The 22,666-nt window shown below is 55.4% G+C and carries 21 protein-coding genes; 15 read left to right on the plus strand and 6 right to left on the minus strand.

All coding sequences use genetic code 11. The features are described 5' to 3' along the window. Positions 1–6: 6 nt before the first annotated feature. Entirely contained in the window at positions 7–1,617 is a 1,611-nt protein-coding gene (locus tag SB13_RS15445) for an ABC transporter permease subunit (protein ID WP_081821870.1), read from the minus strand. A gap of 243 nt (positions 1,618–1,860) precedes the next feature. Between SB13_RS15445 and SB13_RS15450 the strand changes: the two genes are divergently transcribed. The 12 genes from SB13_RS15450 to SB13_RS15505 all read left to right on the plus strand — a co-directional run bounded on the left by SB13_RS15450 (position 1,861) and on the right by SB13_RS15505 (position 15,587). Then, positions 1,861–2,208, plus strand: coding sequence for a YacC family pilotin-like protein (locus SB13_RS15450; RefSeq protein ID WP_026741213.1), 348 nt, complete (start codon positions 1,861–1,863; stop codon positions 2,206–2,208). Positions 2,209–2,316: 108 nt separating this feature from the next. Further along, complete coding sequence (gene speE / locus SB13_RS15455) at positions 2,317–3,180, plus strand: polyamine aminopropyltransferase (RefSeq protein ID WP_026741214.1); 864 nt, start codon at positions 2,317–2,319, stop codon at positions 3,178–3,180. Positions 3,181–3,209: 29 nt separating this feature from the next. Continuing rightward, positions 3,210–4,004 (plus strand): adenosylmethionine decarboxylase, encoded by a 795-nt coding sequence (gene speD, locus SB13_RS15460; RefSeq protein WP_026741215.1) that lies wholly within the window; start codon positions 3,210–3,212, stop codon positions 4,002–4,004. Positions 4,005–4,214: 210 nt separating this feature from the next. After that, entirely contained in the window at positions 4,215–4,448 is a 234-nt protein-coding gene (gene nrdH / locus SB13_RS15465) for a glutaredoxin-like protein NrdH (RefSeq protein ID WP_026741216.1), read from the plus strand. Between the two features lie 9 nt (positions 4,449–4,457). Then, positions 4,458–4,865, plus strand: coding sequence for a class Ib ribonucleoside-diphosphate reductase assembly flavoprotein NrdI (gene nrdI / locus SB13_RS15470; RefSeq protein WP_026741217.1), 408 nt, complete (start codon positions 4,458–4,460; stop codon positions 4,863–4,865). Then, on the plus strand, positions 4,865–6,994 hold the full coding sequence (gene nrdE, locus SB13_RS15475) for a class 1b ribonucleoside-diphosphate reductase subunit alpha (protein ID WP_152545938.1): 2,130 nt from the start codon (positions 4,865–4,867) through the stop codon (positions 6,992–6,994). The genes nrdI and nrdE overlap by 1 nt, the downstream gene beginning before the upstream one ends. A gap of 22 nt (positions 6,995–7,016) precedes the next feature. Beyond that, positions 7,017–7,979 (plus strand): class 1b ribonucleoside-diphosphate reductase subunit beta, encoded by a 963-nt coding sequence (gene nrdF / locus SB13_RS15480; protein ID WP_026741219.1) that lies wholly within the window; start codon positions 7,017–7,019, stop codon positions 7,977–7,979. A gap of 430 nt (positions 7,980–8,409) precedes the next feature. Further along, on the plus strand, positions 8,410–9,663 hold the full coding sequence (locus SB13_RS15485) for an efflux RND transporter periplasmic adaptor subunit (protein ID WP_026741220.1): 1,254 nt from the start codon (positions 8,410–8,412) through the stop codon (positions 9,661–9,663). Between the two features lie 13 nt (positions 9,664–9,676). Then, entirely contained in the window at positions 9,677–10,384 is a 708-nt protein-coding gene (locus SB13_RS15490) for an ABC transporter ATP-binding protein (RefSeq protein WP_026741221.1), read from the plus strand. A 10-nt stretch (positions 10,385–10,394) separates the two neighbouring features. Further along, a complete protein-coding gene (locus SB13_RS15495) occupies positions 10,395–12,827 on the plus strand; it encodes an ADOP family duplicated permease (protein WP_026741222.1) in 2,433 nt (810 codons plus the stop codon). 25 nt (positions 12,828–12,852) lie between these two features. Next, positions 12,853–14,271: a sigma-54-dependent transcriptional regulator gene (locus tag SB13_RS15500; protein WP_026741223.1), complete on the plus strand. Its 1,419-nt coding sequence runs from the start codon at positions 12,853–12,855 to the stop codon at positions 14,269–14,271. 5 nt (positions 14,272–14,276) lie between these two features. After that, complete coding sequence (locus SB13_RS15505; protein WP_051616241.1) at positions 14,277–15,587, plus strand: sensor histidine kinase; 1,311 nt, start codon at positions 14,277–14,279, stop codon at positions 15,585–15,587. Positions 15,588–15,707: 120 nt separating this feature from the next. Here the strand turns inward: SB13_RS15505 and SB13_RS15510 are convergent, their stop codons facing one another. The 5 genes from SB13_RS15510 to SB13_RS15530 are packed head-to-tail and all read right to left on the minus strand — an operon-like array spanning position 15,708 to position 19,868. Next, complete coding sequence (locus SB13_RS15510) at positions 15,708–16,676, minus strand: alpha/beta hydrolase (RefSeq protein WP_026741225.1); 969 nt, start codon at positions 16,674–16,676, stop codon at positions 15,708–15,710. Next, entirely contained in the window at positions 16,666–18,018 is a 1,353-nt protein-coding gene (locus SB13_RS15515; protein WP_027063613.1) for an MATE family efflux transporter, read from the minus strand. The genes SB13_RS15510 and SB13_RS15515 overlap by 11 nt, the downstream gene beginning before the upstream one ends. Continuing rightward, the gene (locus SB13_RS15520) at positions 18,000–18,689 is read right to left on the minus strand and encodes an acyl-CoA dehydrogenase family protein (RefSeq protein ID WP_051616239.1); all 690 of its coding nucleotides are present in this window, start codon (positions 18,687–18,689) and stop codon (positions 18,000–18,002) included. The genes SB13_RS15515 and SB13_RS15520 overlap by 19 nt, the downstream gene beginning before the upstream one ends. Continuing rightward, positions 18,686–18,940, minus strand: coding sequence for an acyl carrier protein (locus SB13_RS15525; RefSeq protein WP_026741227.1), 255 nt, complete (start codon positions 18,938–18,940; stop codon positions 18,686–18,688). Before SB13_RS15525 ends, SB13_RS15520 begins: the two co-directional genes overlap by 4 nt. A 10-nt stretch (positions 18,941–18,950) precedes the next feature. After that, on the minus strand, positions 18,951–19,868 hold the full coding sequence (locus SB13_RS15530; RefSeq protein ID WP_152545764.1) for a beta-ketoacyl-[acyl-carrier-protein] synthase family protein: 918 nt from the start codon (positions 19,866–19,868) through the stop codon (positions 18,951–18,953). 258 nt (positions 19,869–20,126) lie between these two features. Between SB13_RS15530 and SB13_RS15535 the strand changes: the two genes are divergently transcribed. Genes SB13_RS15535 through SB13_RS15545 form a run of 3 tightly spaced genes read left to right on the plus strand, consistent with a single transcriptional unit; the run spans position 20,127 to position 22,589 of the window. Then, entirely contained in the window at positions 20,127–20,426 is a 300-nt protein-coding gene (locus SB13_RS15535; RefSeq protein WP_036149939.1) for a hypothetical protein, read from the plus strand. After that, complete coding sequence (gene lysA, locus SB13_RS15540; protein ID WP_026741229.1) at positions 20,413–21,741, plus strand: diaminopimelate decarboxylase; 1,329 nt, start codon at positions 20,413–20,415, stop codon at positions 21,739–21,741. Before SB13_RS15535 ends, lysA begins: the two co-directional genes overlap by 14 nt. Before the next feature lie 2 nt (positions 21,742–21,743). Next, entirely contained in the window at positions 21,744–22,589 is an 846-nt protein-coding gene (locus SB13_RS15545) for a hypothetical protein (RefSeq protein WP_026741230.1), read from the plus strand. Positions 22,590–22,666: the final 77 nt, after the last annotated feature.

Consider the following 22,666-nt stretch of genomic DNA (forward strand, 5'->3'; position numbering starts at 1 on the left):
CGGAATTTATCCTTCCCTCTGTAGCAGACGATGAAGTCCGAATAACGGCGGCACGCCGAGCAAGACCAGCAGAAAAGCCGGTGGGGCGGCCCATGCCAGCTGGTCGGATTCAACAAAGCCGAACACATAGGTCGACAGAGTGTCGACATCGACGCGTTGCAATAGCAGCGACGCATTCAGCTCTCGCAGACTCTCGCTCCAGACCAGCAGCGCACCGACGAGCAGCGTACCGCGTACGGACGGAAACACGTTCAGCCACACATGTTGCGCCGTGGAATAACCCAGCGTTCGACTCATGGCGTGCATTCCCGCCGGAAGCTGGCGCAGCTGCTGGTGCAGAGGGGCGATGATGAGGCTGGCGCCCCGCAAACTATAGACCAGGATCAACATCAATACCGAGCCTGACAAGACGCCCATCGCCAGCGGCATGCCGCGCGAATCAATCAGCATGAGCGCCACCAGCACGCCCATCCCCGCCAGGCTGCCCGGCAACACACGATTGAACCCCAGCCAGCGCAGTGGATGCCGAAACGCGGGATTGTCGGCGGTCCGCTTATCGAACAGGTACATCATCGCCAATCCCAGCGAAATTAGCGTCGCGCACGACGCCGCCAGTACGCTGTTGATTGTCGCCAGCAACAGCGGCAGCGTCCAGAGCGTGACCGTCGTCGTCAGCCAGTGGCGGGCCAGCCAAAGAAGCGGGACGCCGAACGCCAGCAGCACCAGCCCGCATCCGGCCGACAGCGTGATGCGGCGGAGCCAGACCGGCGCCTCGGGTCGTTCGACCGGGTAAGGCGATGCGGGACGTTGGNAACGCACTTGCCAGAGACGACCGTGACGCGCGATCGCCCCGAGCAGCACGATGAGCGGCAACAGGACCAGCGCCATGCGCGCCGCCGTCCCGAACTGGGCTTTGTCACGCCAGAAATCCAGGCTGGCGGTCGTCAGCGTCGGCACAGAAAAATAGCTCGCCGCGCCGTAGTCCGACACGGCCTCCAGCGCCACGACCGCAAGCCCCAGCCATAGCGTCGGGAGAATGAGGGGGAATCGCACGCGAAAAAACAGCCGCAGCGACGAGGGACAGTGCAGCCGCCCGGACTGCATCACGCTCTCCGGCAGGCTCATCAGCGTGGCGCGCAATAGCAAATAGAGATAAGGGAACAGAGACAGCGCAAGACACACACTGCAGATGACCTGCCGCAGAGGTGGGCTCCAGTCGAGTCCCCACCCGGACAGGCTGGCGAACGAGAGCGCATAGAAGGTCTGCCGGACCGGACCGCCGAACTCCAGCAGTTCGCCGTACACGGCCGCCAGCAGATAGGCGGGCATGGCCAAAGGCAGCAGGAGCGCCAGATGTAGCCAACGCTGTCCCCGGAAACGATAGCGGGCCATGATCAGGGCGAACGGAAGCGCCAGCAATAAACTGATTGCCGCGCTCTCCGCCATGATCGTCAGGGTGTTTCCCCCATAGCGCGGCAACATCGCCCACAGGGAAGCCATGCTCATGCCGGGTTCAATCACGGCCAGCACCGCTACCGCCGCTACAGGAAACAGCAGCATCCCCGCCAACCACCCGCTACTGACGCGCCAGATACTGAGATTCATAGGTAAAAGCATAGAAAAAGTTTCAGATAACACTATTAATAACAGAGCATAACTCAGCCGTCATGAAATCAATCTGCGAGAAAAAGGCACTAATCCGGCTATTGGTCAATACTTAGCCCTGACGGTCGGTCAAGGCCTGCGCGCCAGCGTTGATCGTGGCGGGCGAAGGACCGCTTAACCGCATAATAAAACTTGGAATCCGCGATAATAACTGTGGTAACGTCTCACCAACGGCAGTATGAAACAGGTCTAACCATGAAAAAATCCGCACTGGCGCTACTCTTGCTGAGTCTGTTGAGTGTCTCTTCCGCCAGTAAAGCACTGAACGAATTCGAAGCTGAAGATCTTGCCGATCTAACGGCTATCTTCGTGTATCTGAAAAATAACTGCGGCTACCAGGATCTGCCCAATGAACAAATTCGCCGCGCGCTGGTGGGATTTGCTCAGCAGAACCGCTGGGATTTGAGTAACTACAACACCTACGACATGATCACGCTGGGCGAATCCAGCTATCGTGATTTGAGCGGTATCGCCATTCCCACCCCCAAAAAATGCCAGTCACTGGCCCGAAATTCGCTCAGTCTGCTGGCGAATACCCAGTAATTGTCTAAATCCTCCGCACTGCGTGAAATTTGACCGTGCAAGCCTAATAAGAGTTAGCTATCATAGCGCGCCAATTTTCATGGCTGTTATCGCGGAGGAAGCACTAACATGTCCCAGAAAGAAATTTGGTATGAAACACTCCATGCCAACTTCGGTCAGTACTTTGCTGTAGACAACGTGCTCTATCACGAAAAGACCGATCATCAGGACCTGATTATTTTTGAAAACGCCGCACTGGGCCGAGTGATGGCGCTGGATGGCGTGGTGCAGACCACCGAACGTGACGAGTTTATCTATCATGAGATGCTGACTCACGTGCCCCTGCTGGCGCATGGCAATGCCAAACGCGTCCTGATTATTGGTGGCGGCGACGGTGGCATGCTGCGCGAAGTGTGTCGTCACCGCGGCGTAGAACAGATCACGATGGTCGAAATCGACGCCGGCGTGGTGGAGTTCTGCGGTCAGTACCTGCCGAACCACAGCGCGGGCGCCTATGACGATCCGCGTTTCCGTCTGGTCATCGACGACGGCGTGAACTTCGTTAAAGCCTGCCAGGAAAAATTCGACGTCATTATCTCCGACTGCACCGACCCGATCGGTCCCGGAGAAAGCCTGTTTACCTCCGACTTCTATGAGGGCTGCGCACGCTGCCTGAACGACGGCGGTATTTTCGTGGCGCAAAACGGCGTTTGTTTCCTCCAGCAGGATGAAGCGGTCACCAGCCACAACAAGCTGAGCCACTACTTTAGCGACGTCAGCTTCTATCAGGCCGCAATCCCAACCTATTACGGCGGGATCATGACCTTCGCCTGGGCGAGCAACAACCCGGCTTTACGCCAACTGAGCCCGGAAAGTCTGCAGGCGCGTTTCGCCGCAACGGGAATCGACTGCCGCTACTACAATCCGGCCATCCACGTCGGCAGCTTTGCCCTGCCGCAGTATCTACTGAATGCTTTGTCAGCCGCGCGCTGATAATCGCATCCATAAGGGGGTGAATTAAATTGCAAAAGCTGAAACTACACGGCTTTAACAATCTGACCAAGAGCCTGAGTTTTTGTATCTACGATATCTGTTATGCCAAAACGCCAGCCGATCGCGATGGATATATTGCCTACATCGACGAGCAATATAACGCGAACCGTTTGACAGAAATCCTGACCGAAACCTGTTCTATTATTGGCGCCAACGTCCTGAATATAGCCCGTCAGGATTATGAGCCGCAGGGCGCGAGCGTGACCATTTTGGTCAGCGAGGAACCTGTCGATCCGCGTGACGTGGATACCTCCGAACATCCCGGCCCGCTGCCGAATTCGGTCGTCGCCCATTTGGACAAAAGCCATATCTGCGTGCACACCTATCCGGAAAGCCATCCGGAAGGCGGCCTGTGTACGTTCCGAGCCGATATCGAAGTGTCTACCTGCGGCGTCATTTCCCCGCTCAAGGCGCTTAACTATCTGATCCACCAGCTGGAATCGGATATTGTGACTATCGACTACCGCGTGCGCGGATTCACCCGCGATGTGAACGGCGTTAAACACTTCATCGACCATAAAATCAATTCCATACAAAACTTTATGTCGGACGATATGAAGTCGCTGTATCACCTGATGGATGTGAACGTTTACCAGGAAAATATTTTCCATACCAAAATGCTGCTGAAAGATTTCGATCTGAAGCACTACCTGTTCAACGCCAGCCCGGATGCGCTGACTCCGGAAGAGCATCAGCGGATTACCGATCTGCTGTATCGCGAAATGCAGGAAATTTATTACGGCAGAAACATCCCCGCTATGTGACCGCCAAGCCTAAGGGCGCCTGCCCTTAGGCTTTTCTTGTGCTTAACTTCGCTATAAATCCCATATATTGCGTGGTTGATATTTTTCACCACTATATCTAGTATTACCTTTCAGAAGACGACACCACGTGTGCCACGGCGGCAGACCGCCATCGCTTCTCGATCGGGCATACCGCCCCCCTTTTTTTGCGCCCAGAGGTGAATACGAATCATGAGCATTACTGTTTACAGCAAATCCAACTGCCCGCAGTGCGATGCCACCTGCCGAGCGCTCGACAAGCACCAGATTGGCTATAATAAAATCGATTTGACTCAGGACGCTCAGGCGCTGGCCTATGTGCGATCGCTGGGTTACCAGCAGGCGCCGGTGGTCGTGACCGGACAAGAACACTGGAGCGGCTTTCGGCCTGACAAAATTCACGCGCTGCGTGCAATTGCCGTCTGAGGCCAACTCATGAACCCGTTGTTGATCTATTTCTCCAGCCAGTCGGAGAACACGAGCCGTTTTATCGACCGAGTGGGACTCCCTGCCATCCGCATCCCTATCCGGCCGAGCGCGGTGATGGAAGAGGTCACGCAACCCTATATTTTGGTGGTTCCCAGCTATGGCGGCGGCACCGTGATTGGCGCGGTGCCCCGTCAGGTGATCCACTTTCTTAACAACCCTTCCCATCGGCATCTTCTTCGGGGCGTCATCGCCGCAGGCAACCGTAACTTCGGTGAAGCCTACGGTATCGCGGGCGACATTATCGCGCGCAAATGCCAGGTCCCCTGCCTGTACCGCTTCGAGCTGTCCGGTACGCCTGAAGATGTGGAAAACGTGCGTAAAGGAGTCAACCTTTGGCTACAGCAGAATCAGTGATGACGCGGCCCCTCGACAGCGGGCTCGACTACCATGCGCTTAACGCCATGCTTAACATTTACGATACCGACGGCCGAATTCAGCTGGAGCAGGATCAGCAGGCCATCAGTCAGTATCTCGCGCAGCATGTCGCGCCCAAAACGCAGCGCTTCGCCACGCTGGAAGAAAAGCTGGCCTATCTGCAGGATGAGAATTACTACGAAGCCAACGTGCTGGCCCAGTACGACGCCGCGTTCATCAAAGCGCTGTTCCAACAGGCTTACGGCCACCTATTCCATTTCAAAACCTTCGTCGGCGCGTTCAAGTTTTACACCAGCTACGCGCTGAAGAGCTTTGACGGCAAACGCTATCTGGAAGGTTATGAGGACCGGGTCTGCATGGTCGCGCTGACGCTGGCGCGCGGCGAAGAGACGCTGGCGAAAGCCTTGGTCGATGAGATGATGACCGGCCGTTTCCAGCCCGCAACGCCGACCTTCCTCAACTGCGGCAAGCAGCAGCGCGGCGAGCTGGTCTCCTGCTTCCTGCTGCGCATCGAAGATAACATGGAGTCCATCGGCCGGGCCGTCAACTCGGCTCTGCAACTGTCCAAGCGCGGCGGCGGCGTGGCGTTCACGCTCAGCAATATCCGCGAAACCGGCGCCCCCATCAAACGGATCGAGAACCAGTCATCGGGCATCATCCCGGTGATGAAGATGCTGGAGGACGCGTTCTCCTACGCCAATCAGCTGGGCGCGCGTCAGGGCGCGGGCGCGGTCTATCTGAGCGCTCATCACCCCGACATTCTACGTTTCCTCGATACTAAGCGAGAAAACGCGGACGAAAAGATTCGAATCAAAACCCTGTCGCTCGGCGTGGTGATCCCGGATATCACGCTGCATCTGGCGCGTGAAAACAAAGACATGCACCTGTTTTCACCCTATGACGTTCAGCAGGTTTACGGTCAGCCCCTATCGGAAATCGCCATCAGCGAAAAATATCAGGAGATGATCGATAACCCGGCGATCCGTAAATGGACCATCAGCGCGCGTCAGTTCTTCCAGACGCTGGCCGAGATCCAGTTCGAGTCCGGCTATCCGTACATGATGTTCGAAGACACGGTGAATCGGGCCANCCCGATCCACGGCCGCATCAACATGAGCAACCTGTGTTCGGAGATTTTGCAGGTCAACCAGGCGAGCGAGTATGAAGAAGATCTCACCTACCGGAAGATCGGGAAGGACATCTCCTGCAACCTCGGCTCGCTCAACATTGCGAATGTGATGGACGGCAAGGATATCGGCCGCGCGGTGGAGTTCGCCGTGCGCGGGCTGACCGCCGTCTCCGATATGAGCCAGCTTAACGCGGTGCCTTCGATTGCGAAAGGCAACGCGGATTCCCACGCCATCGGCCTTGGACAAATGAACCTGCACGGCTATCTGGCGCGGGAAGGCATGTATTACGGCTCGGAAGAGGCGTTGGACTTCACCAACATGTACTTCTACACCGTGGCCTACCATGCGCTGCGCGCCTCTAACCAACTGGCTATTGAACGGGGCGAAACCTTCAAGGGCTTTGAACTGTCCACTTACGCCAGCGGCGCGTTCTTTGACAAGTACCTCCAGCAGGAATGGCAGCCCGCCACGGCGAAAGTTCGCGCGCTGTTCGCTGACAACGGCATTCGCCTGCCGAACCGTGACGACTGGCAGCAGCTGCGGGACAGCGTGATCGCGAAAGGTCTGTATAACCAGAACCTGCAGGCGATCCCGCCGACCGGCTCTATTTCCTACATCAATCACGCCACGGCCAGCATTCATCCCATCGTGTCGCGCATTGAAATCCGTAAGGAAGGCAAAATCGGGCGGGTGTACTATCCGGCGCCGTTCATGACCAATGACAACCTGGCGCTGTATCAGGACGCCTACGAAATCGGCCCGCAGAAAATTATCGACACCTACGCGGTCGCTACCCAACACGTGGATCAAGGGCTGTCGTTAACGCTGTTCTTCCCGGATACCGCCACCACGCGAGACATCAACAAGGCGCAAATTTATGCCTGGAAACAGGGGATTAAAACCCTCTACTACATCCGGGTGCGTCAGATGGCGCTGGAAGGCACTGAGATTGAAGGCTGCGTATCCTGCGCATTGTGATTTTATTAACGGAACTGACGCTATGAGCAAACTTCCCCCGCTGCGGGCGATTAACTGGAACCGGCCGCAGGATGACAAAGATCTGGAGGTCTGGAATCGCCTGACCGCCAACTTCTGGCTGCCGGAAAAAATTCCGCTGTCGAACGACATTCCCTCCTGGGCGCAGTTCACCGCTCAGGAGCGGCAGCTGACGATTCGGGTATTCACCGGCCTGACGCTGCTAGACACCCTGCAAAACACGCGCGGCGCGCCGTCACTGATGCAAGATGCCGTGACACCGCACGAAGAGGCGGTACTGTCCAACGTCTGCTTTATGGAGGCCGTGCACGCCCGGTCGTACAGCGCGATTTTCTCTACGCTGTGCCAAACCCGCGAGGTGGACGACGCTTACTTGTGGAGCGAACAAAACGAGGCTCTACAGAATAAAGCGGCCCTGATCCTCAAGCATTATGAACATGACGATCCGCTGATGAAGAAAGTCGCCAGCGTGTTTCTGGAGTCGTTCCTGTTCTACTCCGGCTTCTATCTGCCGATGTACTGGGCCAGCCGCGCGCGTCTGACCAACACGGCGGATCTGATTCGTCTGATTATTCGCGACGAGGCGGTGCACGGCTACTACATCGGCTATAAGTTCCAACAGGGACTCAAACGCGTGGATGCCGAGCGCCAGGCGCAGATCAAAGCCTTCACCTACGAGCTGTTGCAAGATCTTTACGACAACGAGGTGGACTACACCGCAGCGCTGTATGACGACGTGGGTCTGACGGAAGACGTGAAGAAGTTCCTGCATTACAACGCCAATAAATCGCTGATGAACCTCGGCTATGAGGCGCTGTTCCCCGCCAGCATGACGGACGTCAATCCGGCCATACTCGCCGCGCTGTCGCCGAACGCCGACGAGAACCACGACTTCTTCTCCGGCTCCGGCTCGTCGTATGTCATCGGCAAAGCCGTTGAAACCGAAGACGAAGACTGGGATTTTTAGTCCCCCAAGCCAGACGCCTTCATTCCGCGATGGGGTGAAGGCGTCTTTGTTTTCGCCGCGCGGCGAGTTCAGCGGCGACAGAGCGTCTACCCACACTGATCGTTTCCTGACGCCCCCCCTTCTGAAACGGACGACGCTGAATATTCGGGTGCCTGACGTCAACGCGAATTCCCGCTCGCTAAAGCCTGCGCCGAACAACGAGAAGATTCCGGCGGCGGGTTCGATGGCGAACATTCGATCAATCGTCAACTTAATCCCATTTTTCAATCACCTATCTCACTGTCCCATTTTTAACTTAAAGCGCTGGCTTAATCCCAAAAGTGAGAATTATTAAAAAACAATAAAATAAAAGAATAGACTAATCAAAGAGTTAATAGTTGGCATAAAACATGCTTTATCAGCCCGAGTTTAATGGAATGAGTATGTCGAGATGGATATTAAAAGAACCATTAAGAAGGGGCGTCTCAAACCCTTTTTAATCGCAGCGAGCGCGTTGATCGTGCTCATTGCCGGGTATTTATTGATCAGTTTTGATCCGGGAGGCTTCGAAGTCAGGGCCTCCAATATTTTGATTGGTCAGGTTAAACAGGGCGACATGGTGATCGAGGTTCAGGGCAATGGCATTCTTGCTCCGCGCAATGCGACCTGGATCGCCTCCAACATCGACGGCATCGTCGAATCGGTGAAAGTCAAACCCGGCGCCGCCGTAGAGCCCGGAGACATCATCGCCGTATTAGTCAATCCGGAGCTGATTCAAACCACGGAAGAACTGCGTTGGGAGCTGGGGGCGAAAGAGGCCGAAAATAAGGCGCTGCGAGGCCAGCAGGAAAGCGCTTATCTGGCCGCCAAGATAGCCATCGTCAAAGCCGAGCAGGAGTACCGTCACGCCAAACTCGAATATGATGTCGCCGAAATGCTGAATAAGCGAAACGACGGCTCAGTTCCCCTTCTGGTTTTACATCGATCAAAGCTCGCCACCGAGCAAACCAAGCAAAGCCTGATGTACACCAAAGAGCAGCTTGAAAAGCTGGAGATCGTGCAGAAGGAAAATAGAGAGGCGGACGACGCGCGACTCAGTAAACTGAAAAATATGTTGGCCAGAGCGGAAACGCAGATACGTTCTTTGACGGTAAAAGCGAGCGAAGCCGGTATTATTCAGGTCACCAATATTGAAGTGGGACAACACATCACCAATGGATTTAGCCTCGCTCGCGTCGCGCGTAAGGATCAGCTCATCGCCGAATTAAAAGTGCCTGAGCGCCAGATCCGAGACGTCGCGATCGACCAATCCGTGCTGATCAATACTCACTCCAACCAGATCCACGGCAGAGTTTCTCGAATCGATCCCGCCGTCATCAATGGCACGGTGCAGGTTGACGTCGAGTTCACGGAACCGCTGCCGAATGAAGCCCGACCGGACCTGAGCATCGAAGGTCGCGTGCAGGTAGCGAACCTGAAAAATGTCATTTACGCGCCGCGGCCTATGTACGCCCAGAGCAATACCCCTGGGATCGTATATAAGCTCGCGGCGGACGGTAAAAGTGCGGTAAAAGTACCCGTGACCTTTGGGATGGGGTCGGCCAATGAAATTGCGATCTCGTCAGGGCTGGTAGCCGCGGATCACATTATCTTATCGAGCTATCAACCCTGGGAACACGTCGACCAAATAAGCATCACTCGCTAAAAAGGATTCTTGTATGTCAGCAGTTGTCGAGCTTAAAAACATCAAAAAAGTGTTTTTTACTGAGGAAATGGAAACCCATGCTCTGAGTGATGTGAGTTTCACTATCAACCAAGGGGATTACGTTTCTATTTCCGGCCCTTCAGGATGTGGAAAATCCACGCTCCTGTCTATCCTCGGATTATTGGACAAGGCAACCGAGGGCGAATACGTGATTAACGGTCATAACGTCAATACACTGACGGCTAAACAGCAGGCGGAAATTCGTAACCTTGAGATAGGTTTCGTGTTTCAGTCTTTTAACCTGATCAGCGATCTTACCGTTGATGAAAACGTCATGCTGCCGCTCACCTACCGCAAGGGCATCAGCAACAAGCAAATGAAAGCCATGGCGGATGCCGCGCTGGAAAAGGTGGACATGAAACACCGGGGCAGGCACTACCCTTCCCAACTCTCCGGCGGTCAACAACAGCGCGTCGCGGTGGCGCGCGCGATTGTCGGCAACCCTTCCCTGCTGCTGGCGGATGAGCCTACCGGCAACCTGGATTCACACAATGCCGACGCCGTGATGTCTTTGTTCGATCAGCTTCATCAAACCGGTTCCACCATTTGCATCGTGACCCATGACCCTCGTTCTGCGGCCCGCGCCTTGCGACAAATAGAAATTTTTGACGGTATGGTGATTGACGACCACCAGCTAAAGCACCTCGCACGCGTGGTTTAAGGAGAAACCGATGTCGATGATTTTTGATTTGCGCTATGCATGCCGTCTCCTGCTGAAGCGCCCCGGTTTTTCCGTGTTTACCATGCTGATTATGGCGATCGGTTTGGGTATGTGCATTTACATGTATTCGGTCATCAACGGGCTGGTGCTCAAACCGCTGCCTTTTCACGATGCGGAACGGATGGTTGTCGTCAGCCCAAGCATTAATGGCGTCCGGTTAGGCGACTCCCCCATCAGCTACATGGACTTTAGGGATCTGAAGGAGAAAAGCCAGCGTCTGGAACAACTCGGCTACTACTATGGCGATGTCGCCAACATCAGCCTGGATGGACAAGCGTCGCGCTATATCGCCATTCGCTCGGAGCCCGATCTCTTTAGCTTCACGGGCGTGCAGCCCGAACTGGGGCGTATTTATAATGAGCAGGACACCGGGGAAGGCGCCAATCCCGTCGCCGTCATCAGCCATGAGATGTGGCAGAACTATTTTGGCGGACGTCAGGACATTCTGGACCAATCCTTCATCGTGAACGGCATCAGTACCCGGATCATTGGCGTCATGCCCGAGGGGTTCGCCTTCCCGATGAATAACCAGATTTGGCAGCCTTCGACGCTGAATCCACGGCACATTACCGTTGAGAATGCGCCGTCGATTCAGACCTTCGGCAAGATTAAGCCCGGTTTTTCAGCGGAAGACGTCGACGCCGAACTGAAAAACATCATGGACGCGAGAGCTCAGCAGTTCCCTGAGATCAATCGCGGCCGCTCAGCCTTCGTCATTACCTTCATGGACAGTTTCATGGGGGAAGATTCAAAACCCATCTTCCTGATCATGCTGCTGGCGGTGGGACTCGTCCTGCTTCTGGCCTGCTGTAATGTCGGCAATATGCTGTTGGTCCGCGCCATTGAGCGCAGCAAAGAAACCGCAATTCGCATCGCGCATGGCGCGCCTCCCCTGCGCGTGGTCCTGCAAATGATGTGGGAAAGCGCGATCATCTGCTGCATGGGAGGCGTGATTGGGCTATTGCTGGCCGGCTGGGGACTGTCTCTCACCAATAAACTGATCGTCAGGGTGGTTCCGGACCAACCGCCCTTTTGGTGGCACCTCGGCATCGATGCCGCCACGGTGATAAAAACGCTCGTTCTGGTTGCGCTGGCCAGCCTGATTACCGGCGCGCTGCCGGCCTGGAAAATGGTCCACAGCAACGTCAACGACGTACTGCGCGATGGCACCCGCGGGGCGCAAAGCCGCAGCAGCAGCCGTATCAGTCGCGCCCTGGTGATTTTCGAAGTCGCCCTCTCCTGCTCGGTACTGTGTATCGGCGCCCTGCTGTCACTGGTGGTCGCGCAGGCATCCAAAATCGACTACGGCGTGCAACAACAGAACGTCTGGTCGGCTAAAGTCAGCCTGCCGGACAGAACCTATCCCACTGCGCTGGACAGCTATAACTTCGACAATCGCATCGTCGCTGAACTGAACGCCCAGCCGGCGGTAGAACAGGCCGGGCTCATCAGCCGCTTGCCCGGTGAATTCACGCCGATGAGCAATATTGAAATTGAAGGAGCCAGCTATCTGCGTTCTAACCGCAATCAGTATCCGCGCGTGAACGATGTGGTTGCCTACCCCGGCACGCTGGAAGCCCTCGGCGTCAAAGCTCAGCTCGGTCGTTTACTGAATCTGCATGATGATAGCCGCTCGCAGAAAGTCGTTGTCGTTACCCGTTCGTTCATCGATCGCTACCTGCCTGGGGAGTCGATGCCCATCGGCAAGAAAATTCGCTGGATCGAAGGCGACGATCGAGACTGGTATACCTTGGTTGGCGTCATTCCCCATATCATTCAGGGACGGCCTTTCGGACACAGCAAAGGCATGCCCACGGCCTACCGTTCGATGCTGCAAGCGCCGCAAGATCAGATGTCGATTATCGTCAAAGGGATGAATCACGAAGACCTCAGCCATACCATTCAGTCCAGCCTCAGCCGAATCGATAGCCAGCTTCCGGCCTATCATGAGAAAACTTTACAGGAAGTGGTGGGAAGAAATACTGTAGGCTTAAGTTACATATCTATATTATTCAACATGTTTGGCATTATGGCGGTATTGCTTGCCGGCAGCGGTATCTATGGGGTGATGGCGAAGACGATTCATCAACGCTATGCCGAATTAGGTACGCGGCGCGCATTGGGCGCAACGCCTGCCAACATCATCTCGTTGATTTTAATACAGGGATGGTGGCAACTGGCGATCGGACTCGTGATTAGTCTGCCGGTGATCGGCGTCGTCACGCCGATGATATTGCGCATCTTCGGCAGTCAGGGCATGGCATTGACGGCACTGTTTGTCGCCATGGCCTTGTTGATTACCGCCGTCGTCACCGTGGCCACGCTGGTGCCGGCAAGACGGGCTATCCAGATACAGCCTATCGATGCGCTGAGACATCAATAACAAAGCAGGAAAGAGTGAGGGCCTCATGAAGTCGAGTTACAAGGTACTGGTGGCGGATGATGACATCAGCATCATCAAGACGTTGAAACTGATGCTGAAGCTACATCAGTTCGATGTCATCACCGCCACCCAGACGGATGAGGCGCTCATGCAAGTCCGGGAAGGTAAGCCCGATATCGCGTTACTTGACCTTAACTATCAGCGTGATACCACCTCGGGCAACGAAGGCCTTGAGCTAATCGCGGACATCAAACGGCTTGAGCCCGATTTGCCGATTATCGTCATGACCGGCTGGGGGTCGATCGAGATCGCCGTGGAAGCGATGAAGAAAGGGGCCGCCGATTTCATTCAAAAGCCCTGGGACAACGAGCGTTTGATTCAGGCGCTGAACGTGCAGCTGCAACTGGTGGAAGTCCTCAAAAAGCAGCGCTCCTTGCAACAGCAAAACGTCCTGCTGCAACAGCAGCTCCATCCCTGTTTACAAGATGAACTGGTGGCGCAGTCCCCGGCGATGAAGCAGGTGATGGCGATTTTGCAGCAGGTCATCCCGAGCAATGCCAGCATCCTGCTCACCGGTGAAAATGGAACGGGCAAAAGCATGCTGGCCAACTACATTCATCAGCACTCTACCCGCAGCGACGCCAGCTTTGTCTCCGTCAACATGGGCTGTATTCCTGACAGCCTGTTCGAAAGCGAAATGTTCGGCCACGTCAAAGGCGCGTTTACCGATGCCAAAACGCAGCGTATCGGCCGCTTCGAACTGGCGGACGGCGGCACCCTGTTCCTCGATGAAGTCGGCAATGTGCCGATCAACCAGCAGGCGAAGCTGCTGCGGATGCTGGAAGAGCGCCAGTTCGAGAAAGTCGGCGCAAGTAAAACCCAGTCGGCCGATGTCCGCGTGATCTCGGCGACCAACGCCGATCTTGCGACGATGATCGAGGCCGGCGAGTTCCGCAAAGATCTCTACTATCGTCTGAACACGTTCGAAGTGCGCATTCCCGCGCTGCGTGAACGGAAAGAGGATATCCCCGAGCTGGTTAAACGTGAGTTAAAAACCCTGACGGAGCGCTATCGCAAACCCACTTTCAGTATCACTGACGAGGCGATGCAGACGCTGCAAAACTATCCCTGGCCGGGCAATATTCGCGAGCTTAATCACACGCTGGAGCGCACGGTGTTACTCAGCAACAATCATGTGCTGGACCCGCATCTCCTCCGGCTGGCGCTGCCTGTCGACCCGGAGAGCGAGCCGCAAAAAACGGGGGAAAGCGCGCAGGCTGAAACGCCGGGCGCTCAGCAGGGCGACTTGCTGACGCTGGAGGATATTGAGCAGGAGACGCTGCAAAAACGCCTCGCGGTATACAACGGCAATGCTTCCGAAGCGGCTGAATCCTTAGGGCTGAGCCGCAGCGCCTTTTATCGTCGTCTGAAAAGAACTGGCTGAATTCTATGTTCCGGCACTCACTGGAGTCATTACAGCAACGGCTGCTGATCATCGCCTCGCTTCCCTCGTCGCTGGCGCTCATTGTGCTGATGATTTGGAACGACTACTCCGGATACCTGATCGCCTTGGTGGCGCTGATTTGTCTGACGCTCATCGGCTACTGTTCGCTGATGACCCGGCAGGTGCTGAATTTTCAGCTGACGACGCTGACCAATTTGATCGAAGCCATCACGCATAACGACTTCAGCCTGAGGGGAAAGCGCCAGAAAACCGACAGTGAGCTCAATGGCCTGATTGATATGATCAACGGGCTCGCCTCCTCAATGCAAAAACAGCGTCTGCACGTCAAACAGCAGCAGTACCTGGTACGGAAGGTGCTCAACAATATCGACGTCGCCATCGTGGCGCTGAACAGCGAGCAGGAAATCGCGTTCGTGAACGAAACCGCCGTCTCCTTGCTCGGCCAGCCGGCAAAAGCGCTCAAGGGCCTCGCGCTGAACGACCTGTCATTCCGCTCGCTCTTCGAACTGCCGGCCAATAGCGTCGTCGAGTACCAGTTTCCGAAGCATCGAGGCCGCTACAAAATCATCCTGGAAAAGTATTTCGAAGATGGAAAAAAGCAGCAGCTTTTGTTCATCACCGATGTGAGCCAGCTTCTTCGCGAGGAAGAGTACCGCGCATGGCGAAACCTGCTGCGCGTCATGAGCCATGAAATCAACAATACGCTGACGCCCATCGCCTCGCTGAGCCAGATGTTATTGTCGGCCGTGCCTGACGATGGCAAGGAGGAGAATCAGGATTTACGCGATGGCCTGGATATCATTAATGAGCGGGCCTTAAACCTGAAAAGTTTTGTGGACAGCTATCGGAAACTCACATCGCTCCCCCTCCCCCAGAAAGCGCCGCACAACATCGATTCACTCATCAGAAAAATCCTCACCTTATTCGAACACCGAAAAACGCACATCGTGTCCAGTGAAGATGTGGTGGTCAATATCGATGCCGTTCAGATAGAACAGATGCTGATCAACATCCTGAAGAATGCCGATGAAGCGATGTCCTCTCCCGAAGGCGCCATCTATCTGAGCTGGAGAGTCACGGACAACGAGTTCTGCCTCAAGATCCTTGATGAAGGCTGTGGCATCGGCAACACGGAAAATATTTTCGTGCCGTTTTATAGCGTGAAGAAGAATGGGAGCGGCATTGGGCTGATGCTCTCGCGCCAGATTGTCGAATCCCACGGCGGTTATTTCAGCCTGACAAACCGGGAAGATCGAACAGGCTGTAAGGTCACCATCAAATTCCCGACGGAGTAAACGCGGCAAGTGACGCCGCTCTCAATACGCCACCGTCGATAGGGCTGGCGAAGTCACGATAAAGCCTTCACCGCCGCCTGCGTCGCAGGTCAAAACGCTCAGCGCTTTTTTCTGATGCGCTCACGAAGTCTGAATAAACTCGGTCACACGTTGAATCAACTGCCGATCACGGACAATCCCGCGATGTCCGCGGCCCTGAGTCATATAGAGTTGACCTGCCGCTGTCGCGCTCAGCAAATGAAAAGCCTGCGTCAACGCGATATTGCGGTCATCCTGGTCATGGCACACCAGCGTAGGAACGGCGATCTGCGGCCAGCTTGCATAGGAAATCGTGTCCGGATGATGGTCGTAGCGTTCGAGATACACCCTTTTTATCCGCTCGGTAAGCGCCGTCGGCACCCGATGAAAGGCGATGTAAGCGTCAAACACACAGGGCAGAGACTCTGGGCTACTGAGGATGACAAGCCGTCGACAGTGCAACCGCTGCGTGGCGGCATGCAGCAACGCCGTACCGCCAAACGAATGGCCCAACGCCGCGCAAAAAACGCCGTATCGCTCGCCCAGCAGACGGATGACTTCCACCAGATCGCTGAAAGAACAACACTCCCCCTCGGACTCCCCGTGAGCGGGCAAATCCGGGGCAATCACTTCATATCCTGCCTGCGTAAGCGACTCAATAAGCGGTCGCAACATGACGGCCCTCGCTTCCCAACCGTGGATCAGTAAGACTCGTCGGGCCGGAGAAGACGCCCCGGAACCGTACACCACGACGCGCCGCCCGGCGCAAATCACCACCTCCCGTCGCAGCGAACTCAGCCACCGCGCATCGGTTTTCTTGCAGGGCATCCGGTGTGGATGCTCGAACAAGTCCAGGGCGTAAGCGGCCGCTTTGCCGGGCGATAGCCAGCGCAGCAGCTGCAAGTCCAGCCAGCGTAGTCGGCGGCAGGTCGGCGCGTAGTGGTTTTCAGGAACGATCGGATTTTTGAGCAGCAGCGCGGGCCGCCGCTTCCGGCGGACCAGAAAAACATGATAACGACGGTGCAACTTCGCCGTTATTTTCAGCGCCGGTAGAAATAAATCATAGAGCATGTTGCTGACCTATCCTGCGGCACAACATCCCGTATTCATACGCAAAAACCAATAAATACAAGATATTAAAAATCAAGATACTCTTCATCAACCCCACCAGCGCCCCAGGTTGCGTCGCCAGATACAGCACGATAGCCACCATCAGGCTTTCCATGATGAACGTGATCAGCAGCACCCGCTTTCCCCTGCCGAGCTGTTCGAGCATCGTCTGGATACTGGCAATCAGCGAGGTGATGAAAAACGTCGGCAGCAGCCAGCGCATGATCGCATGGGCGCTCACGCGCACCTCGCTGTCAACGGACATCATATTCACCATGCCGGTTTGAGCGAGATACGCCGCCGCCGTCAGACCGATATATACCAGCGCGATGCCCCCCAGTCCCTGCCTCAGCAGCCGATTGAGCTGCTGCGAAGAGTCGGTGGATAGCCGCTGATTGATCCCAATCGCGATGGCTGAACCCAGCGCCACGGCAGGAATAATAAAAAAGGCGCGCAGCTTCACCACGATGAGGAACCCGCTGGCGTAGGCCGCGCCAAGCTGACTGAGCAGCGGAAACAGCACGGCGGAGCTGGCAAATGCGAACAGCATGGTCAGGAAAATGGGCACGCCGGCGTCGGCAGTCATCGCCAGCAGTCTGGGCAAGAACGCGTGCGGCTGCGGGTCCGCTTTTCCCGTGACCGTGTTAAACAACCACAACGCCGAAAACGGTAATACGGCAAGGGCAGCAATCAGGTTGGCGTAGATGACCGCCATGAAGCCGTTTTGGTAATAATGCAGGCTGATAAAACAGACGGTCAGATTGATGACGATAAAGAGACAGACACACAGCATACTGACGGCGGTTTTCCCCTGTCCTCTCAGGCCGGCGTTACACAGCTCCAGCACCAACAGAGGGATCACCGAAAGCAGATAAGCGGGAAGAAAATGGGAGAATAGCGCCGGCTCATCGTTCGGGTAAATCACCTGCAACCCGGCGTCGCCTAAGCGGCTCCCCAGCGCCAGCACGACAAGCAGCAGGCCGCCGACGACCGAGAAAATCGCGCTGCTGTGCAGCACCCGGCCGGGCGCCCAGTTCGATACCGAGCGAGCGCTGAAAATCTGGTTCGTGATCGTCAGCCCTTCTAACAACGCAATGAAGATGAAGTAGAAAGGCTGGAGCATGGACAACGTATACAGCGCCCGTTGCCCCCCGCTCTGCGTACCCAGGAGCCACATCGGCCCGTTCTGCGACAGCGAGACCACCAGCGCCGTCAGGATCATCGGCCACGCCAACGTGAGGATCTCCCGGATCGCTCCGCCGGGCGCATAAGCCGCAGCGCTGATTAGCGAAGGCTTTGCCATGCTTCATTCACCTGATTGAGCGCCGGGTGCGCCGAGCCGGTTTTGCCGAACACGCAGTACACCATCATGGAAAAATGACTGAGGGTATGGGTGTTGCCGAGCAGGTAACCGTGTCCCCCCATCAATTTTTCAGCCTGCCCGCTGAGCTGGGTGATCGCGAGATGCTCTTGCTCCAGATCTTCAAAGTCCGCCTGCTCCAAACGTACGCTCAGCTGCCCCTGTAGCTGGGTGATCTCCCCGTAGATACTGGCGAAGCTGGCCTTGATCAGCGGATGCCGCGTCGTTTTCTGACCAAAGCTGGTGCGTTGATTCAAATGCGCATAGGAGATATCCAGCATTCGGGCGACCACGCCCAGCCGCAGCGCGGCGGTCATCAGAGAAAGCCAGTGAGGCGCAGGGCGTGACCCCGTGACGGCGACCTTGCGGAGATGCATAAACGACAAAACGCGATCGGCGGGCAGCTGCGTGCAGCCGTCGAGCGGTATCGCCGAACCATCGGGGTGGTAGAGACATGAAGACGCGTCTCCGGGCAGCAGCCCTATCCCGTGACAGGCCAATCCCCCGGGCGTTCCCGTCACCAGCTCGGTGAAGCGGCACAATGCATCAACCGGGTCAAGGAGACGGCCATAGGACGCGGCCTGGGCGAGTTTTTCTACGCTTAACGCCATCATACCGACTGCGCGCCTTGCCAGGCGTCAAGCCACTCGACCAGCGAACCCACGCTGGAAAAAGAGTGCTGACTGATGTGATCGGGGTCGAACATCAGCCCCTCGATGCTGTCCTCGAGCGTCAACAGAAATTGGACGAAGTTAACGGAATCCAAATCCAGATCTTCTTCAAAACGCGTCGTTTCCGTCACCTCCAGCGATGGCGTTTCGAGAACGTCCTGAAGAGCTTGCTTAATAACGCTTAAAGTTTCCATTTATATGACCTTAATGAGATTTGACGAGACTAATAGCGGATAAAGTGATTCCCATTCCGGCGGAAAATGCCATCACCGTTTGATGGGAAGGTTCATTTTTTTTGATAGAGAGATGGTGAAATATATCTGAGCACCACAGATGACCCATGCGAGAGATCTGAGAAAGGTCAATAATCGACGTCCACCCCCGCGCTTGCGCCACTCTTTTTAACAAAGGAATATTCAGGTTATAAGGAATAACGCTATCAGGCTCCTTATTCGCGTCGGAAAAACGCGCTAAAAACCGATCTAATTCCTCAAAAAACAGAGTGCGTAATTCACTCCGTTCCTGTTGCGTCATCTCGTCCTGGTTTTTATAGAAGCGATGAATATGTTCTATTTTTGTATCTCTAATTTCCCAAACGCCTTCTTCCGAACTTAATAAGCAGGCTGTCGATATTTCGCCCAGCAATCCCACCGGCATACGATTAAACGAAGCGCTGAAGCTTTTTTCTCCGCTCAAAATAATAACAGGAAAGTGATAACCATTTTCGTGCATGTGACAAGCCAAATTAACGGCGCTCAGGCCTGACGCACAATGATTCATGCTGAGCGTAAAATACCGCCAGTGGGAAAGACCGCATTCAACGGCAATTTTACCCAGCCAGTTATCATCGAAAAAGGTATTATGCGTTTGCGTTTTGGTATAAATAATCATTCCGCTGCCACGACGCAGTTTCGGATACTTTTCCAATAATGCGGCCATCGTTTCTAAATGCATTTGCTTATGACAAAGCCTATTCATCACCACGCCTTCGAGTGAAAAAATTCGCCTGAAGACGTTGATATCCCTATCTTTAAGTAGATGTGAATCGCTAAGTTCATTCAGATTGCAGCATTGCTGATAACGCATATCGCTACATTGAATATCCTTTATGTAGAGCGTCATCTATCCTCATCCTTGTTTAATTCCACCCGATAAACCGCTCTGCAAAAATAGTCACCTTCGCGGGCAAAACTATTAGATTAGTGATGGCGAAAGTATCATCTTTTATAGCGGAATCTTGACTGAAATTGCCTGCAAATAAGTTAATTCACTTTCATTCAATGACAATTTCAGTCAAATTCACACAAAAATGACGGCGTAGTCTTCCGCCTAAATAGCCATATTAAAATATAGGGTGTTTTTATTCATCAGGGAGAGGCGATGGCTGACATCATTAATGAATTAATAACCATCATAACCAGTGAGCTAGAGAGCCTGGGTTTGGACGAGCACCGAATTAACCTGGTCCTATCAGGCAGGGAATTATATGGTTTTTCCGGCGTTTTAGACTCCGTAAAATTAGTCGAGCTTATTGCTGGACTGAATGACCGCATCGAGAAAATCACGGGAAAGAATATCGATCTTTTTGAACGAATGGATAATGAGTTTTTCGGTAACTTTTTAAATATTAATGCATTAAGCCATTACCTGGCAGAGAGCATTCAGCATGCGCCACTGTAAATACGACAGCAAATACATAACTAAAATTAATATTGAAGGGGTCGAATATAATAACCTCGCTGATGCCGTCGGCACGCCCTGTTATATTTATAGCGCCAGCCAACTAAAAGACGATCTGCGACAACTCAAAGCCGCCCTACCGCCCGAGCTTCATGTGTTCTATTCGCTCAAAGCGAACCCCAACCTGTCATTAGTGAGCCTGATCCACCAACAGCAGGTGGGCTGTGAAGTGTGCTCGCTTCCTGAACTCGAAACCGCCCTGATGGCGGGCGTTCAACCCGACGATATTATCTTCGTGGGTCCGGCAAAGTCGCATGCGGAGCTCTGGCGGAGCGTCGAACTCGGCATCCACGCGGTGGTCGTGGAGTCCGCGGATGAACTGGCGATGCTCAATCGGATTGCCGCTGAACAGGGCAAGCGCCCGCGTTTTGCACTGCGCATCAACCCGGACTTCGTTCCCGCTAAAGCGCGTCTCGTCATGACGGGCAAACCGCGGCAGTTCGGTATGGATGAGTCGCAGGCACTGAGCCTGATAGCGCAGCGAGACGCCTACTCTCACCTGCATTTTTGCGGCATTCATATCTATTTGGGCACGCGAATTCTGGACGCGGAAGCGATCGCCGACAACACCCTCAACATCCTGCGCACCGCCGAACAATTCCAGCAGGCAACCGGCAATGAACTGGAGTTTGTCGATATCGGCGGCGGGCTTGGGATCGCCTATCACGACAAAGAGACGCCGCTGGACCTCGCCTTACTGGGCCGATTGTTGCAGGACCCCATCAGGCAGTTTCAGCAACGTCATCCACACGCTCGGCTGATCATGGAATTAGGCCGATTCATCGTCGCCCGCAGCGGCGTGTTTCTGACCCGGGTCCGCTACGTCAAAGCGTCGCGGGGCAAACACTTTGCCATCTGCGACGGCGGCTCGAACTGCCACGGCGCCGCCGCCGGTTTGGGCGCGGTCATCCGAAGGAACTTTCGCATGGAGCGGCTCGGGGCGGAATCACCGGGCGCACCGCAGCTGCATTATGATCTGACCGGGCCTTTGTGCACGCCCACCGACATCATCGGCGAGCATGTGCTGCTGCCCGCGCTGCAGGCGGGGGATCTTATCGGTCTGTTCAATTCGGGCGCGTACGGCCCCACCGCCTCTCCCGTCTATTTTCTGAGTTTTGGCTACCCGGCCGAAGTGCTGGTCGATGGCGATCGTGCCGTCATGATCCGGCGGCCTGACGACATGGCTCATCTGCTGCGCCAGCAGCGGGCCGAACCCGTCGCGCTGCCCCCGATACGCGCGAAGCAGCGAGCGTAGCCATGCCTTTGTATTTCGATCGACACGGCATTCAGTGTTTTCATGCCGATCGCGTTCACCTTAGGCGCGATGCGGTTGCCGACGCGCCTGACATCGTGACCGACTGGCTGAAAGGCTTCTACGCCTCGAACGGAAAAGCGCATGGCGCAATGACGGAAGCGCAGGCCTGGCTGCAGGTTCCGGTCAGAGTGAGCTTTGAGCAAATAGCGTCGCACTTGATCGCGCAGTTGGCGACGTACCACGACTTGAGAACGGTCGATGTCGTCGTCGTCGCCCACTGGACCCCTGACTGTGTGATGGGCGGTTCGGTCACCAACGCTATTCTGCATCGCATCGAAGCCCGCCACGCCTACGCCTTTGCCGTCAGCGATTGCGGGTTAACCGCGCCGTTTCAGGCGCTGTCGCTCATCGACCGCTACCTTCCGCCCCACCAGGGGAAAGCCCTGCTTGTGAGCCTCGATCAACCGCTGCTGCTCCACCCCACCGCCTGCTTCAGTCAGGAAAGCGTCAGGGCCAGCGGCGCGGCGCTGTGGCTCGACCGACAACCCGGCGAGGGACGAGTCGCGCTATCGCCCTATGCGTGGGAGAACACAGATAAGCCACGGCGCGCGGCCCCGGCCAACGCCCCACAGGAACCGGTCGTGGTGATTGGCACGCCGCCGCCCGGATTTCCGCCGGAGGCGGTGATCTCAACCCTCGCGCCCGACCCGTCGCGACTGAGCGCGGCCCCGTTTTATGCCTTGGCGGAGTACCTGCAAGCAAGTCCCGATGGGCCGACGGCGCTGCTCTCCATCGCCGATGGCGAAACGCCCCCCATGATTTATCTGGCCCGGAGGGAAACGGCATGAACATCATCGACGTCGCCACCGTCATCAACCCGGATCTCACGCCCTTGAACGCGCTACAGGCGCGTTATCAGTGGGGT

The organism is Lonsdalea quercina subsp. quercina (assembly GCF_000688695.1).
Classification (GTDB): Bacteria; Pseudomonadota; Gammaproteobacteria; order Enterobacterales; family Enterobacteriaceae; genus Lonsdalea; species Lonsdalea quercina_D.

Coding starts and splice junctions, on each gene's coding strand:
- SB13_RS15450 (WP_026741213.1), top strand. CDS start 1,861: ATGAAAAAATCCGCACTGGCGCTACTCTTGCTGAGTCTGTTGAGTGTC.
- speE (WP_026741214.1), top strand. CDS start 2,317: ATGTCCCAGAAAGAAATTTGGTATGAAACACTCCATGCCAACTTCGGT.
- nrdH (WP_026741216.1), top strand. CDS start 4,215: ATGAGCATTACTGTTTACAGCAAATCCAACTGCCCGCAGTGCGATGCC.
- nrdI (WP_026741217.1), top strand. CDS start 4,458: ATGAACCCGTTGTTGATCTATTTCTCCAGCCAGTCGGAGAACACGAGC.
- nrdF (WP_026741219.1), top strand. CDS start 7,017: ATGAGCAAACTTCCCCCGCTGCGGGCGATTAACTGGAACCGGCCGCAG.
- SB13_RS15485 (WP_026741220.1), top strand. CDS start 8,410: ATGGATATTAAAAGAACCATTAAGAAGGGGCGTCTCAAACCCTTTTTA.
- SB13_RS15490 (WP_026741221.1), top strand. CDS start 9,677: ATGTCAGCAGTTGTCGAGCTTAAAAACATCAAAAAAGTGTTTTTTACT.
- SB13_RS15495 (WP_026741222.1), top strand. CDS start 10,395: ATGTCGATGATTTTTGATTTGCGCTATGCATGCCGTCTCCTGCTGAAG.
- SB13_RS15500 (WP_026741223.1), top strand. CDS start 12,853: ATGAAGTCGAGTTACAAGGTACTGGTGGCGGATGATGACATCAGCATC.
- SB13_RS15505 (WP_051616241.1), top strand. CDS start 14,277: ATGTTCCGGCACTCACTGGAGTCATTACAGCAACGGCTGCTGATCATC.
- SB13_RS15510 (WP_026741225.1), bottom strand. CDS start 16,676: ATGCTCTATGATTTATTTCTACCGGCGCTGAAAATAACGGCGAAGTTG.
- SB13_RS15515 (WP_027063613.1), bottom strand. CDS start 18,018: ATGGCAAAGCCTTCGCTAATCAGCGCTGCGGCTTATGCGCCCGGCGGA.
- SB13_RS15520 (WP_051616239.1), bottom strand. CDS start 18,689: ATGATGGCGTTAAGCGTAGAAAAACTCGCCCAGGCCGCGTCCTATGGC.
- SB13_RS15525 (WP_026741227.1), bottom strand. CDS start 18,940: ATGGAAACTTTAAGCGTTATTAAGCAAGCTCTTCAGGACGTTCTCGAA.
- SB13_RS15530 (WP_152545764.1), bottom strand. CDS start 19,868: ATGACGCTCTACATAAAGGATATTCAATGTAGCGATATGCGTTATCAG.
- SB13_RS15535 (WP_036149939.1), top strand. CDS start 20,127: ATGGCTGACATCATTAATGAATTAATAACCATCATAACCAGTGAGCTA.
- lysA (WP_026741229.1), top strand. CDS start 20,413: ATGCGCCACTGTAAATACGACAGCAAATACATAACTAAAATTAATATT.
- SB13_RS15545 (WP_026741230.1), top strand. CDS start 21,744: ATGCCTTTGTATTTCGATCGACACGGCATTCAGTGTTTTCATGCCGAT.